The sequence below is a fragment of the Enemella evansiae genome, assembly GCF_002250705.1.
GTDB lineage: Bacteria > Actinomycetota > Actinomycetes > Propionibacteriales > Propionibacteriaceae > Enemella > Enemella evansiae.
In genome coordinates, this window is the sequence record NZ_NMVP01000023.1 from 131411 (window position 1) to 144433 (window position 13023).

General features: G+C 69.9%; 14 protein-coding genes. 10 read left to right on the forward strand and 4 right to left on the reverse strand.

The window, feature by feature from the left end:
- Positions 1-21: 21 nt before the first annotated feature.
- From BI335_RS12725 to BI335_RS12745, 5 genes are read left to right on the forward strand one after another with little or no spacing between them, the layout of a single operon-like run.
- Positions 22-663, forward strand: a complete 642-nt coding sequence (locus BI335_RS12725) for an ECF transporter S component (RefSeq protein ID WP_094356834.1) — start codon at positions 22-24, stop codon at positions 661-663.
- Positions 660-2153: an ABC transporter ATP-binding protein gene (locus BI335_RS12730; protein WP_094431333.1), complete on the forward strand. Its 1494-nt coding sequence runs from the start codon at positions 660-662 to the stop codon at positions 2151-2153. Before BI335_RS12725 ends, BI335_RS12730 begins: the two co-directional genes overlap by 4 nt.
- Positions 2150-2932, forward strand: a complete 783-nt coding sequence (locus tag BI335_RS12735) for an energy-coupling factor transporter transmembrane component T family protein (RefSeq protein ID WP_094431335.1) — start codon at positions 2150-2152, stop codon at positions 2930-2932. Before BI335_RS12730 ends, BI335_RS12735 begins: the two co-directional genes overlap by 4 nt.
- Positions 2929-3453 (forward strand): nucleoside/nucleotide kinase family protein, encoded by a 525-nt coding sequence (locus tag BI335_RS12740; RefSeq protein WP_229119578.1) that lies wholly within the window; start codon positions 2929-2931, stop codon positions 3451-3453. The genes BI335_RS12735 and BI335_RS12740 overlap by 4 nt, the downstream gene beginning before the upstream one ends.
- Positions 3454-3477: 24 nt before the next feature.
- Positions 3478-3885, forward strand: a complete 408-nt coding sequence (locus BI335_RS12745; RefSeq protein ID WP_094356837.1) for a carboxymuconolactone decarboxylase family protein — start codon at positions 3478-3480, stop codon at positions 3883-3885.
- 207 nt (positions 3886-4092) lie between these two features.
- Here BI335_RS12745 and BI335_RS12750 read toward each other — a convergent pair whose 3' ends face one another.
- The 3 genes from BI335_RS12750 to BI335_RS12760 are packed head-to-tail and all read right to left on the reverse strand — an operon-like array spanning position 4093 to position 7413.
- The gene (locus BI335_RS12750; protein ID WP_094431337.1) at positions 4093-4929 is read right to left on the reverse strand and encodes a shikimate dehydrogenase family protein; all 837 of its coding nucleotides are present in this window, start codon (positions 4927-4929) and stop codon (positions 4093-4095) included.
- Entirely contained in the window at positions 4889-5989 is a 1101-nt protein-coding gene (locus tag BI335_RS12755; RefSeq protein WP_094431339.1) for a Gfo/Idh/MocA family protein, read from the reverse strand. Before BI335_RS12755 ends, BI335_RS12750 begins: the two co-directional genes overlap by 41 nt.
- On the reverse strand, positions 5989-7413 hold the full coding sequence (locus BI335_RS12760) for an MFS transporter (protein ID WP_094356840.1): 1425 nt from the start codon (positions 7411-7413) through the stop codon (positions 5989-5991). Before BI335_RS12760 ends, BI335_RS12755 begins: the two co-directional genes overlap by 1 nt.
- Positions 7414-7587: 174 nt before the next feature.
- Here BI335_RS12760 and BI335_RS12765 point away from each other — a divergent pair, with 174 nt between their 5' ends.
- Genes BI335_RS12765 through BI335_RS12775 form a run of 3 tightly spaced genes read left to right on the forward strand, consistent with a single transcriptional unit; the run spans position 7588 to position 9676 of the window.
- Entirely contained in the window at positions 7588-7860 is a 273-nt protein-coding gene (locus tag BI335_RS12765; protein WP_094356841.1) for a hypothetical protein, read from the forward strand.
- Positions 7845-8681, forward strand: a complete 837-nt coding sequence (locus tag BI335_RS12770; RefSeq protein WP_094356842.1) for a DODA-type extradiol aromatic ring-opening family dioxygenase — start codon at positions 7845-7847, stop codon at positions 8679-8681. Before BI335_RS12765 ends, BI335_RS12770 begins: the two co-directional genes overlap by 16 nt.
- On the forward strand, positions 8681-9676 hold the full coding sequence (locus BI335_RS12775) for an amidohydrolase family protein (protein WP_094431341.1): 996 nt from the start codon (positions 8681-8683) through the stop codon (positions 9674-9676). Before BI335_RS12770 ends, BI335_RS12775 begins: the two co-directional genes overlap by 1 nt.
- Positions 9677-9697: 21 nt before the next feature.
- Here BI335_RS12775 and BI335_RS12780 read toward each other — a convergent pair whose 3' ends face one another.
- On the reverse strand, positions 9698-10345 hold the full coding sequence (locus tag BI335_RS12780; protein ID WP_094356844.1) for a TetR family transcriptional regulator: 648 nt from the start codon (positions 10343-10345) through the stop codon (positions 9698-9700).
- 91 nt (positions 10346-10436) lie between these two features.
- On the opposite strand from BI335_RS12780, the gene aroQ reads away from it, so the two are divergent.
- The gene (aroQ, locus tag BI335_RS12785) at positions 10437-10877 is read left to right on the forward strand and encodes a type II 3-dehydroquinate dehydratase (RefSeq protein WP_094426328.1); all 441 of its coding nucleotides are present in this window, start codon (positions 10437-10439) and stop codon (positions 10875-10877) included.
- The gene (locus tag BI335_RS12790; protein ID WP_094431343.1) at positions 10877-12796 is read left to right on the forward strand and encodes a sugar phosphate isomerase/epimerase and 4-hydroxyphenylpyruvate domain-containing protein; all 1920 of its coding nucleotides are present in this window, start codon (positions 10877-10879) and stop codon (positions 12794-12796) included. The genes aroQ and BI335_RS12790 overlap by 1 nt, the downstream gene beginning before the upstream one ends.
- Positions 12797-13023: the final 227 nt, after the last annotated feature.

The window sequence follows — 13023 nt, forward strand, 5'->3', positions numbered from 1 at the left end:
GTGCGAGCAGAGAGGCACACGATGAGCAACCAGAAGCACGAGCAGGCTCGCGTCGACGACCAGACCCGGCCGGACAGCGGTGGCCGGCACCGCTGGCGGGTGGTCGACATCGTCGTCGCGGCGGTCCTCGGCGTCGCCTGCGGCCTGATCTTCTTCGGCTGGAACTCCCTGGGGTACGCCTGGTACTCGGCGATGGATGCGCTCACCCCGGGCCTGGGTGGCCTGGCCGCCGGCGTCTGGTTCCTCGGCGGCCCGCTCGGCGGGTTGATCATCCGCAAGCCCGGTGCGGCGCTCTTCGTCGAACTGGTCGCCGGATTCGTCTCGATGGCGCTCGGCAACCAGTGGGGCTGGGAGACGATGTACTCCGCACTCGCCCAGGGGCTCGGCGCGGAGCTGGTCTTCGCCATCTTCGCCTACCGCCGCTTCGGCGCGATCGTCGCCATCCTGGCCGGCCTGCTCGCCGGCGTCGGCGCCTGGGTCAATGAGTTCATCCTCGGCAACTGGTCCAAGTCGGCCGGTTACAACACGCTCTACCTGATCTGCACCGCGCTCTCCGGTGCGGTGCTGGCGGGCCTGCTGGCCTGGCTGCTGATGAAGGCGTTGGCGCGTGCCGGGGCGCTGGATCGCTTCGCCGCCGGGCGCGAGTCCAGGCGGCTGGTCTGAGCAACACCACCGACCCGGCCGCCACCCCGCTCGCGGTCCGCGCCGAGGGCTGGGGCTGGCGGCATGCGGGGCGGCGCGCCTGGGCGGTCACCGACCTCGATCTGGCCATCGAACCGGGTGAGCGGGTGCTGCTGCTCGGCGCGTCCGGGGCGGGCAAGAGCACCCTGCTGCACGCGCTGGCCGGGGTGCTCGGCGGCGCCGAGGAGGGCGAGGAAACCGGCCGGTTGCTCGTCGGCGGCAAGCATCCCTCCCGGCAGCGCGGCCGGATCGGGCTGGTCCTGCAGGATCCGGAATCCCAGGTGGTGCTGGCCAGGATCGGTGACGACGTCGCCTTCGGGCTGGAGAACCTCGGCGTACCGCGGTCCGAGATCTGGCCGCGGGTCAGCGAATCCCTGCACCGGTTGGGATTGCGGATGCCGTTGGGTCATCCGACGAGCCAGCTCTCCGGCGGCCAGAAGCAGCGATTGGCACTGGCCGGAGCCGTCGCGATGCGCAGCGGGCTGCTGCTGCTCGACGAACCCACCGCCAACCTCGACCCGGTCGGCATCGAGGAGGTCCGGGCCGCGGTCAGCGAGCTGGTCGCCGACCGCTCGACCACGCTGGTCGTGGTCGAGCACCGGGTGGATCTCTGGCAGGACCTGGTGGACCGGGTCGTGGTGCTCGATGCCGGCGGTGGCGTTCTCGCCGACGGCCCGCCCGACCGGGTCTTCGCCGAACACCGGGACCGGCTGCTGGCCGCCGGGGTCTGGGTGCCGGGCGTACCGCTGCCCGAGGTGGCCGTGCCCACGCCACCGGCCGATGCCACCGAGCTGCTGGTCGGCCGGGGGCTCGCCATCGGTTACGACACCGTGCTGCGCGACGGCATCGACGTCACCCTCCCGGCGGGCACCTCCACGGTCTTCACCGGCCCGAACGGTGCCGGGAAGACCACCCTGGCGCTCACCCTGGCCGGGTTGTTGCCCCGGCTCGGCGGTGACCTGGTGGCGGCTCCGGAGCTGCGGCCCCCCGCCCGGCGACGTGCCTTCGGGCGTACGCCGAACCCGGCCGATCCGGCGACCTGGCGCTCGGTGGATCTGCTGCCCCGGATCGGTACGGTCTTCCAGCAGCCCGAGCACCAGTTCGTCGCGGCCACGGTCCGCGAGGAGCTCGCCGTCGGGCTGCGGGCGCTGGGCATCCCCGCCACCGAGATCACCCGGCGGGTCGAGGAACTCCTTGCCCTGTTGCATCTCGAACCGCTGGCCGCAGCGAATCCGTTCACCCTCTCCGGTGGGCAGAAACGCCGGCTCTCGGTCGGTACGGTGCTGGCCACCGGCCCGCGACTCATCGTGCTCGACGAGCCGACCTTCGGCCAGGACCGGACCACCTGGCTGGACCTGGTACGCCTGGTCGCGGGCATGCTGGGTGAGGGGGGTGCGGTGCTCTCGGTCACCCATGACGAGCCGTTCATCGAGGTGCTCGGGCAGCGCCGGTTGGCGGTGGCGGCACGATGACCGAGAAGGCGAACACGCTGCTGGATCGGCTGAATCCGGTGACCCGATTCGCGATGGCGCTGGTGCTCTCGATCCCGCTGATCCTCACCCTGGACTGGTTGAGTGCCGCGGTCGGGCTGGTGCTGGTGCTCATCGCCGCGCTGGCCTGTGGATTCCCACCGCGACTGATCGCCCGCCGGCTGGCGGTGCTGTTCGTGGTCGGGATGCTGGCGGCGATCTCGATGGCACTGTACGGGCGCCCCGGTGGCGCGGAATGGTTTGCCTGGTTGCTGATCCGGGTCACCGACAACTCGCTGCTGCTGGCGGTGGCGGTGCTGTTGCGGGTGCTGGCGCTCGGCCTGTCGGCGGTGCTGCTGTTCGGCGATGTGGACCCCACCGACCTGGCCGACGGATTGGCGCAGGTGGCCCGGTTGCCGGCGCGGTTCGTGCTCGGCGCGCTGGCCGGGATCCGGATGCTGGGGCTGTTCACCGACGACTGGCGCTCGCTCGGACTGGCCCGCCGCGCCCGCGGCCTCGGGGACACCGGGCGGGTCCGGCGCTGGTTGTCGATGGCCTTCGCGCTGCTGGTGCTGGCGATCCGGCGCGGCAGCCGACTGGCCACGGCGATGGAGGCGAAGGGCTTCGGCGCGACCGGTCCGGATGCTCCAGAACGCAGCTGGGCAAGGGAATCCCGGCTGCGGGGCGCCGACGCGGTGGGTGTGCTGGTGTGTGCGGTGATGGGTGCGGTCGCGGTCGGCTCCGCGGTCTGGTTCGGCACCGCCAACTGGGTGGGCTCGTGATCGCCGAGGCGCTGGCACCGCTGCTGCAGCCGGGACTGACCGGGCCCGGGCGATGGGTGGCGCTCCTCGACGGCGGCTCCGGATCCGGCAAGACGAGCACCGCGCACGAGCTCGCCCGGCTGCTCGATCCGGCACCGCGGGTGGTCAGCCTGGACGACTGCTATCCCGGCTGGGACGGCCTGGCCGCCGGCGCGGCGATGGTGACCGCCGACATCCTCTCGGACCGCTCGGGTTATCGGCGCTGGGACTGGGCCGCCGATCGGCCCGGGGAGTGGGTCCCGCTCGACCCGGCCGCGGATCTGATCATCGAGGGGTGCGGGGCGATCACCCGGGCATCGGTCGCGCTGGCGTCGGTGTCGGTCTGGTTGGAACTGTCCGAGCCGGTACGCCGCCAGCGGGCGCTGGCCCGGGACGGTGCCGCCTACGAGCCGCACTGGGAGCGCTGGGCGGCCCAGGAGCGCCGGCACTGGCTGCAGGATCGGCCGCGGGACCTGGCGGATCTGGTCATCGAGCTCGACTGAGGCGGCCGATGGAAGAATCGGGTCATGACGAGCGAACAGCAGAACGCCGAGATCGAGGACTACCTGGCCAGCTACCGGGAGCTGATGGGTTTCGTGCCGCCGCGGGTCGCGGCTCGCTTCGAGTCGCTGCGCTCCAGCAACCCGGAACTTCTGCTGGCACAGGAGAAGGCGCGAGCGCTGGTGTCGAACCCGGCCGACCTGGACGAGCTGACGGTGCAACTGATGCTGTTCGCGATCCTGGCCAGCCGACTCAGTGACGCGGCGAAGCTGCACGGCTGGGCGGCGCGGCGTCAGGGGGCGAGCTGGGAGCAGCTGCAGCAGACGCTCGATCTGGCGTACCTGTTCGGTGGTCAGTCGGTCGCCAACCGGGCACCGTCGGTGCTCGCCGAGATCCGGGAGCTCGAGGAGCGGCACGGCCTGCCGGAGCAGTGAGCCGGACGCTCATCGAGTGGTCCGGCGGTGCCGACGCGAAGCGAGGCAGCGCCGGACGTGTCGAGATGTGCCGATCGAGGTGGTTCATCTCGACACGGTCGCTGCGCGACCTACTCGATGAGCGTGGGGGACACGGTCGCTGCGCGACCTACTCGATGAACGTCGGGGACACGGGTCGCTGCGCGACCTACTCGATGAACGTCGGGGTCAGGCAACGAGTTGGGCGTGTTCGCGGAGCTGGGCAGGGGTCGGCAGCGGGGTGAACCCGAAGAACTCCAGATAGGCGGGAATCTGTTCGAAGAGCATGTCGGTGCCGACCTGGGTGGTGCAGCCGCGCTGCCGCGCCGCCTGCAGGAACGGTGTCATCGCCCTGGTCATCACCACCTCCCCGACGAAGGTGCCGGGTGCCAACCGGTCCACCGCGACCGGCATCGGGTCGCCCGGGTTCATCCCCATCGGAGTCGCGTTCACCACGACATCGAAACCCGCCGGATCGCTGATCCCGGTCTGCACCTCGAGCGCCGGATGATGGCTGCGCAGTCGGTCGGCCAACCCCTGCATCACCGCCGCCCTGGTGTCGAACACCGCGATCCGGGAAACGCCCGCCGCGGCGAGGGATGCGGCGATCGCCGATCCCACACCACCGGAACCGACGACCAGCGCGGACAGCCCCTGTGGTGGGCGCCCGTTACGCCGCATGCCGCGGACGAACCCCTCCCCGTCGAACATGTCCGCGACCAGGCGCCCGCCGGGTTCCACCCGGACCGCATTGGCGGCACCGGCGATGGCTGCGGCGGGGCGGACCTCGTCGACCAGGTCGAGCACCGTCACCTTGTGCGGCATGGTGACCAGCGCACCGCGCACATTCGTCGCCTTCATCAGCAGCCCGAACTCGGCGGTGAACTCGGTGGCCCGGACCCCGAGCGGTACCACGCAGGCATCGATCCCGGCATGGGCGAACCACGGGTTGTAGATCATCGGCGCCTTGAACGAGTGCGTCGGATCACCGAGATGCAGGAGCAGGGTCGAGTTTCCCGTGAGCATGGGGATTCCTCTCGTTTCCGGGGGTGGGTACGGTGACCGTGCCGCCGGTGCGGGCGGCGGTCAGGATCGCGTCGATGGTGGCGACGGCCGCCAACCCGGCGGCGCCGTCACACACCGGTTGCTGGTCGCCGCGGATCACCGCGGCGAAATGCGCCAGCTGGGCGTGGATCGGGTCGACGGCCGGGACCGGCACCCTCTCGCCGATCAGCGGCTCTGTCCAGGAAGCCCTGTCCGCGAAGGACTTCAGCCGCATCGTCGGGATGGCGAGGGAGCCGTCGGTGCCCATCACCACGTAGGCGTCCTCGTCGTCGTGGTGGTCGTAGTCGGGGTTCTCGCCGCTGGTCTGCTCCCACGACCGCGCCGAGGCCGCGACGTCGGAGAGCAGGAAGCTGCCGAGCGCCCCGTTCGCGAACCGGAGCAGGATTCCCGCGGTGTCCTCCACCTCGAATCCGCGGGCGGCGGCCGAGGTCATCGCCTGCACCTCGACCACCGGGCCGAGCAGCTGGTGCAGGTTGTCGACCTCGTGGATCAGGTTGAGCTGGATCGGGCCGCCACCGCTCCGTCGTCGCCAGCCACCGCCGACCTCGAAGTAGTCATCGGGTTTGCGGAAGCAGGCGCTGCCCTGCACCGCCACCAGCCGGCCCAGCCGACCGGAGGCGATCACCTCACGCGCGGTCCGCATGATCGCGGAGTGGTTGCGGTGGTGGCCGGTCAGCAGCGGTACGCCACCGGCCTGCGCGAGGGCCACCAGCTCGGCCGCCTCGGCGACCGTGGTGGCCAGCGGTTTCTCCACCAGCACAGGGATCCCGGCCCGCAGCACCGCCAACCCATCGGCATGGTGCCGCAGATTCGGGGTGGCCAGGATCACCCCGTCCGGGCGCTGGGCGGCGAGCAGGTCGGCCACCGAGGCGTACCCCGGGACCGCCAGCTCGTCGGCCAGCTCGGCGGCCGCCGGGGCCGGGTCCGCGATCGCGCAGACCTCGGTCCCGGCGTACGCCTGGATCGCGGCGAGGTGCCGGCGGCCGATCAGCCCCGCCCCGGCCACGGCGATCCGCAGCATCAGGACCGGCTCCCGGACTCGGCGCGCAGCCGCAGGTACTCCTCCTGGGGGATCGGCTGGGCGTCCTTCTCACCGAGCTCCTGCACCGGGATCCGGTAGGTCTCCCGCGCCGAGAGCGCCGACAGCGCGGAGATGATCGTGATCGCGAAGGTGATCGAGCCGATCTTCCACCAGATGCCGGTGCTTCCCGGCGGCGCCACCAGGGTGAAGATGGTGGGCAGGAAGGCGGTCAGCATGGTGCCGACGTTCTGCGCGATGGCCATCGAGGTCACCCGGGTGCGGGTCGGGAACAGCTCCGGGTAGAACGACGGGAAGATGCCGTTGTAGCCCTGGTAGACGAAGCCCCACATGGCCAGCGAGAAGACGATCGCCAACGGCACGCTGCCCTGTCCGATCGCCCAGAGATAGCCGAAGGACAGCGCCCCGGAGGCGAGACAGCCGACGATGATCGGTGGCCGGCGCCCGATCCGGTCCGAGAGCCTGCCGACCATCGGGATGACGATGCAGGCCAGGATGTTGCCGAGCACCGGGATCCAGAGATAGACGTCCTTGTGCATCCCGATTCCGTACGCCTTCTGGGTGGCGTACGCCGCCCCGAAGATCGTCGCCACGGTGGGGATCACGTTCATCAGCGCCATCAGCACCACCCGGATCATGTTCGGCCCGGTCTCGGTGAACGCGGCGGTGATCGGGTTGACCTTCGCCAGCTCGCCCTGGTCGACCTCGCGGGCCTCCTCCTTGAAGGCCGGGGTCTCCGGGACCCGGCGCCGGATCAGGTAACCGGCGATGACGACCACCACCGAGAGCACGAACGGGATCCGCCAGCCCCAGGAGTTGAAGGCCTGCTCGGGCAGCAACCGGGCGAGCGGGATGAACACCGCCGCCGCCAGGATCTGGCCGAACTGGGTGCCCTGCAGGGTGAACGAGGCGAAATAGCCCCGCCGGCCGAATGGTGAGTGTTCGACGATCATCGACGAGGCACCGGAGATCTCGCCGGCCACCGCGAAGCCCTGGATCAACCGCAGCACCACCAGCAGGATCGGCGCCAGCGCCCCGACCTGCTGATAGGTGGGCAGGAAGGCCACCGCAAGGGTGGACACGCCCATCAGCATCATGCAGAGCACCAGCACGTTCTTGCGCCCGTGCACGTCTCCCCAGCGGCCGAGGAAGAAGGCGCCGATCGGGCGGGCCACGTAGCCGACGCCGTAGGTCGCCAGCGAGGTGGCGATGGCGACGGTGGGATCACCCGAGGGGAAGAAGATCTGCGGGAAGATCAGGGCCGCGGCCTGGGCGTAGATGAAGAAGTCGTAGTACTCCAGGGCCGAGCCGATGAATCCGGATGCGGCCGCCTTCCGGGGGCTGCGCTCGCCCTGCGGCTCGTGGTCACCGGCGCTCAGTCGGGCACCGCCAGCAGCGTTCGTCATGCTGCCACTCCATTCGTCGTTGGATGGTTGGGTCTGGCTGGGTTGTCCGGTCCTGCCGTCTCAAGCAATGAACCGTCTGGTACAAACAATGTACGAGACGGTACATTAATCTCGTCTTGCTAAGTTTCACAAGGGGGTGAGCGGAACTTGTCCAGTTATGCACTTCAGAAATGTGTGTTCGACCACCTGCGTCGACTCGAGGACCCGAACAGCGATCGGGCCGCGGACGATCTGGTGACCGAGGGTTATGAACTCGATGAGCGAGAGAGAGCGGCCGCACGCAACGGGGACGTGGCAGAGTTCCACGACCTGGGTGTGCATCCGGTGCTGATCAACGGCTACTGCCGCGCGAACGGCTGGAAGCGCGCCGACTACAAACAGTTGTTCCGGGCCGAACAGATCCGGCAGGCGGAGAACACCGGGAGGACCCGATGGCAGAAATCGTGACCGGCTTCTCGGCATCGCACGCGCCGATGATGTCGGCGGACCCGGGGTCCGCCCCGCCCGGCCAGGCCGAGCGCTTCTTCGCCGCGATCGACCGACTCACCGAGTCGGTGCGCGAGAGCGACGCCCAGGCCCTGGTGATGGTCTCCGGTGAGCACTTCAGCAACTTCTTCCTCGACAACCTGCCGCAGATCTCCATCGGTCTGGGCGAGACCCATCTGGGTCCGGTGGAGAAGTGGCTCGGCATCGACCGGGTGGTCATCCCGGGGCAGCCCGCGCTGGCCGACCACATCCTGGCCGGGTTGATCGAGCGCGACCAGCTCCCGGCGCTGTCGCACCAGCTGATCGTCGACCACGGTTTCATGACCGTCTACGACAAGATCTCACCGAGCAAGGATCTGCCGCTGGTGCCGGTGGTGGTGAACTGCACCACCCCGCCGCTGATGACGCTGCGGCAGGCATGGAACTTCGGCGTCAAGCTGGGTGAGACGATCCGCGACTTCGACGGCCTCGATCGGGTGGCGATCTGCGGTGCGGGCGGCGTTTCGCACTTCGTCGGCGAGCCGCGGGTCGGCGATCTCGATGAGGACTTCGATCGCTGGTTCCTGCAGATGCTCGAGGACGGCTGTCCCGACGAGCTGCTGGATCTCGGCAACGAGGAACTCGCCCAGGCCGGCAACGGCACCGGCGAGGTCCGCGCCTGGGTGATGGTCGCCGGGGCGATGGCCGGATCGAAGACCGAGGCACTCGCCTACGAGCCGATCTACGAGTGGATCAACGGCATGGCCGCGGTGCTGCACACGCCCGTCCGGGGTGGCGCCTGATGGGGTGCACGGTCGTCGACGTGCACGCGCACGCGATGCCGTTGACGTTGCTGGAATGGCTCGCGGACCAGGGATTGGCCGACCTGTCCCGCAAGGACGAGCGGATCGTGGTGATCGACCCGCGGGTCTCCGGGGTCGGCGCCGGGGCGCCGCTGCCGCTGCCCGAATCGATGTATGACAACACCGTGCGGCGCGCCGAGATGGCGGAGCAGGGTGTCACCCATCAGGCGATCTCGCTGCCGCCGTTCCTGATGGGTTCGACCTGCGACGACAGCGAGCTGGTCGGTGAGCTGGTACGCCGGGGCAACGACGCGCTGGCCGAGCTGGTCGCCGACGACGACGCGCTGATCGGACTGATCGGCGTACCGCTCGGTCACCCGCAGGCCGCCGACGAGGTCCGCCGCGGACTGGATTCGCTGGGGCTCGGCGGGGCCGCGATCGGTTCCCGGGGTGCCGGCCGGGATCTCGACGATCCGGTGAACGCACCGGTCTGGTCGCTGCTCGCCGAGCGTGAGGTGTTCACCTTCCTGCACCCCTCGGCGACCCCGGAACCGCCACGGATGAAGGACTTCTGGTTCCCGCAGCTGGTCGGCTATCCGATCGAGACGGCGATCGCCACCGCCCGGTTGGCGTTCTCCGGGGTGCTGGAGGCGAACCGGTTCCCGCTCTGCCTGGCGCATGGCGGCGGCTGCCTGCCGGCGCTGCGCGGGCGTCTCGACATGGGCTGGGACCGCAAGCCGGTGGCGCACACCACCGAACTGCCACCGAGCGCGATCTTCGAACGGCTCTACTACGACACCGCGGTCTTCGATCCGGTGCTGCTGCGCCGGCTGGTGGAGGACGTCGGCACCGAACACGTGCTGGTCGGCACCGACTACCCGTTCGACCTGGCCGATCGCGACCCGGTGGGCGCGGTCGAGGCGGTCGGACTGTCGGAGCAGGAGCGGGACACCGTGCTCGGCGGCTCGGCCGCCAGGTTGCTGGGGATCGGCTGACCGATGCCCGGGGTCACCAGCTCAGTCGTCGGGCGTGCACAACCAGGCGAGCACCGAGTCGACCGCGATCTGCCGCAGCCGCGCGCGATGCGCCGGTTCGGCCATGTCGTAGGCGAAGATCGCGGCGATCGAGTTGCGGTTGTTGACCGAGTACATCGCCAGCGACATCACCAGCAGATGCACCTCCATCGCCGTCGCCCGGCGGGGGAAGGTGCCGTCGGCGTGGCCGCGTTCCAGCACCTCGTCCATCAGATCGATGACCGGCGAGTTCAGCGCCATCGCCCGCTCGGAACGGCGCAGGAACTGGGCGTGGTGGATGTTCTCGATGGACACCAGCCGGCACAGCTCGGGATGCTCCCCGTGGTAGTCGAACTCGAAGCGCACGATCTCGGCCATCGCCTCGGTCGGCGACAGGTCACCGAGGGCCAGATTCTGTTCCTCGGCACGGATCTTGGCGTACGTCTCCTCCAGCACCGCGGTGTAGAGACCGGCCTTGCCGCCGAAGTAGTAGTAGATCATCCGCTTGGTGGTGCGGGTCTTGGCGGCGATGTCGTCGACCCGCGCCCCGGAATAACCCACCCGGGCGAACTCCTCGGTGGCAACCGCCAGGATCTCGGCCCGGGTCCGCGCGGCGTCGCGCTGCAACTCGGCCGGTGCCTGGTTCGACATCCACTCGCCCCTTCGCTGATACCAACTACGTGCCCAGTGTTCCACGCCGCCCAATCGGCGAGGCGTGCGGCGGGGCCTGAGGAGAATAGCCATGAGTGATTTCGTCGCCGTGCTGAACGGCCCGAACCTGAACCTGCTCGGCCAGCGGCAGCCCGAGGTCTACGGCCACGACACGCTGGCCGACGTGGAGCGGTTGTGCACCGAGACCGCCGCGCGATTCGGGATGGAGGCGCGCTGCCTGCAGAGCAACCACGAGGGTGTGATCCTGGATGCGGTGCACCAGTGGCGGACCGAGGCGGCCGGTTTCGTGGTGAACGCGGGTGGCTGGACGCACACCTCGGTCGCGCTGCGGGACGCCCTGGTGACGATCACCGGCCCGCTGCTGGAGGTGCACATCTCCAATGTGCACGCCCGCGAGGAGTTCCGGCACCACTCGTATCTCTCACCGATCGCCAGCGGCATCATCGTCGGCTGCGGCGTGCAGGGTTACCAGTTCGCGGTGGAACGCATCGCCGCACTGCGGGGGCAGTGATGCGCAAGGGCATTGCGACGGTCTCGGTCGGCGGCACGCTCACCGAGAAGCTGGACGCGATCTCCGCGGCCCGCTTCGACGGTATCGAGATCTTCGACGCCGACCTGATCTCCGCCCCGCTCTCCCCCGCCGAACTCGCCCGCCGCTGCGCCGATCTGGGGTTGAGCATCGACCTGTTCCAGCCGGTCCGCGATGTGGAGGGTACGCCGCCGGAGCGCTTCGATGCGGTGCTGCACCGGGTGCGGTCCAAGCTGCGGGTGATGGGTGAGCTCGGTGTGGATCGGATGCTGATCTGTTCCAGCGTCGCACCCAATGCGATCACCGAGGACCGTGACCTGATGGCCGAACAGCTGGCCGCGGTGGGTGATCTGGCGGCCGAGGCCGGGGTGCTGGTCGGTTACGAGGCGCTGGCCTGGGGGCGGACCACCAGCCGCTTCGTCGACTCCTGGGATGTCGTGCAGCGCTGCGATCACGCGAATGTCGGGGTGGTGGTGGACACCTTCCACATGCTCGGCCGGGGTGACGGACCCCAGGCGCTGGCCGGCGTACCGGGTGAGCGGATCGCCTTCCTGCAGGTCGCCGACGCGCCGCGGATGGGTATGCAGGTGCTGGAGTGGTCCCGGCATTTCCGCTGCTTCCCCGGTCAGGGCAATCTCGAGGTGGCCCCGCTGGTCGCCGAGGTGTACGCCCGGGGGTATCGCGGGCCGCTGTCGCTGGAGATCTTCTCCGACGTGGTCCGGGAGGCCGACCCGCGCGCGACCGCGCTGGATGCGATGCGCTCGTTGCTGCATCTGGAGGAGGAACTGCGGGAGATCTGGTCGGCCGAAGGTGTGGGTGCCCGACGGCCGCGGGTGGAACTCTTCGATCCGCCGCCGGCGCCCGAGCGGGTGGACGCGGCCTTCGTGGAGATCGCGGTCGGCGGTGAGTTCGGCTCCGGGGGGATCCAGCAAACCCTGTCCGGGTTGGGATTCAGCCAGGTCGGTACGCATCGGGGCCTGCCGGTGCACTGGTGGCGCAACGGTGATGCACACATCGTGCTGAACGCGTTGCCGACCGCGGCGCCGCTGTCGGTGACCGCGCTCGGGGTCGGCGTCGGCGATCCGTTGGATGTGGCCTCCCGGGCCGAGGCGCTGCTCTGGCCGCGGGCGCGATCCCGGCGCCGACCGGGGGATGCGCCGCTGCCCGGATTGGACACCCCGGGTGGGTTGGCGGTCTTCCTCTCCGCCGGTGAGCACGGGGACGGCTGGCAGGTCGACTTCCGCGCCCCGGCCTCCGTCACGATGGCTGAGCCAGCGAGCAACGAGCGAGACGAAGCCACCGACGCACCGCTCGCCGAGGAGGGCACCGGGCTGGGCATCGACCACGTCGGTGCCTCCATCGACCCCAACCTGCTGCCCGCGGAGCAGTCGTTCTTCCGCACCGTGCTCGGGATGCGGGCCGGGGCGTTGAGCGAGTTCATGCAGCCGGGTGGGCGGATGCGGTCCCGGCCGCTGACGCCGGCGGTCGGGGATCTGCGGGTGATCGTCTCGGTCGACGACGGTACCCGCCCCGATGAGGCACGCCGCGGCTTGAACCAGGTGGCGATCGCGGTCTCCGACATCTTCACCGTCGTCGAGCAGGCCCGTCGGGCGGGGTTGAAGCTGATGCCGGTGCCGGACAACTACTACGTCGACCTGGCGGCCCGCTTCCCCGACCTCGATGCGGAGCTGGTCACCCGGTTGCGTTCCGGCGGCGTCCTCTATGACCGCGACGAGACCGGTGGTGAACTCTTCCACGTCTACACCCCGATCCTCGGGAACGGCTTCTATCTGGAGGTGCTGCAGCGCACCGGCGGGTACGCCGGGTACGGCGCCCCGAACACCGTCATCCGGTTGGCCGCCCACGCCGAACAGCGCGAACGCGATCCGCTGGAGCGGTGAGCCGCTCATCGCACCCGACGCTCATCGAGTAGCCCTGCGGTGCCGCGAGATCCGACGCTCATCGAGTAGCCCTGCGGTGCCGCGGGATCCGACGCTCATCGAGTAGCCCTGCGGTGCCGCCGCGAAGCAAGGCAGCGCGGGGCGTGTCGAGATGAGCCTCCGCTGCGTACCGGCTGAGCGACGCCCTGCGGAATCTGCGGCTCGATCGCAGAATCGACCGATCTGGG

What these genes read in the sequence shown, in the direction of transcription:
- BI335_RS12725 (WP_094356834.1), top strand. Translation starts at nt 22, where the DNA reads ATGAGCAACCAGAAGCACGAGCAGGCTCGCGTCGACGACCAGACCCGG.
- BI335_RS12735 (WP_094431335.1), top strand. Translation starts at nt 2,150, where the DNA reads ATGACCGAGAAGGCGAACACGCTGCTGGATCGGCTGAATCCGGTGACC.
- BI335_RS12745 (WP_094356837.1), top strand. Translation starts at nt 3,478, where the DNA reads ATGACGAGCGAACAGCAGAACGCCGAGATCGAGGACTACCTGGCCAGC.
- BI335_RS12750 (WP_094431337.1), bottom strand. Translation starts at nt 4,929, where the DNA reads ATGCTCACGGGAAACTCGACCCTGCTCCTGCATCTCGGTGATCCGACG.
- BI335_RS12755 (WP_094431339.1), bottom strand. Translation starts at nt 5,989, where the DNA reads ATGCTGCGGATCGCCGTGGCCGGGGCGGGGCTGATCGGCCGCCGGCAC.
- BI335_RS12760 (WP_094356840.1), bottom strand. Translation starts at nt 7,413, where the DNA reads ATGACGAACGCTGCTGGCGGTGCCCGACTGAGCGCCGGTGACCACGAG.
- BI335_RS12770 (WP_094356842.1), top strand. Translation starts at nt 7,845, where the DNA reads ATGGCAGAAATCGTGACCGGCTTCTCGGCATCGCACGCGCCGATGATG.
- BI335_RS12775 (WP_094431341.1), top strand. Translation starts at nt 8,681, where the DNA reads ATGGGGTGCACGGTCGTCGACGTGCACGCGCACGCGATGCCGTTGACG.
- BI335_RS12780 (WP_094356844.1), bottom strand. Translation starts at nt 10,345, where the DNA reads ATGTCGAACCAGGCACCGGCCGAGTTGCAGCGCGACGCCGCGCGGACC.
- aroQ (WP_094426328.1), top strand. Translation starts at nt 10,437, where the DNA reads ATGAGTGATTTCGTCGCCGTGCTGAACGGCCCGAACCTGAACCTGCTC.
- BI335_RS12790 (WP_094431343.1), top strand. Translation starts at nt 10,877, where the DNA reads ATGCGCAAGGGCATTGCGACGGTCTCGGTCGGCGGCACGCTCACCGAG.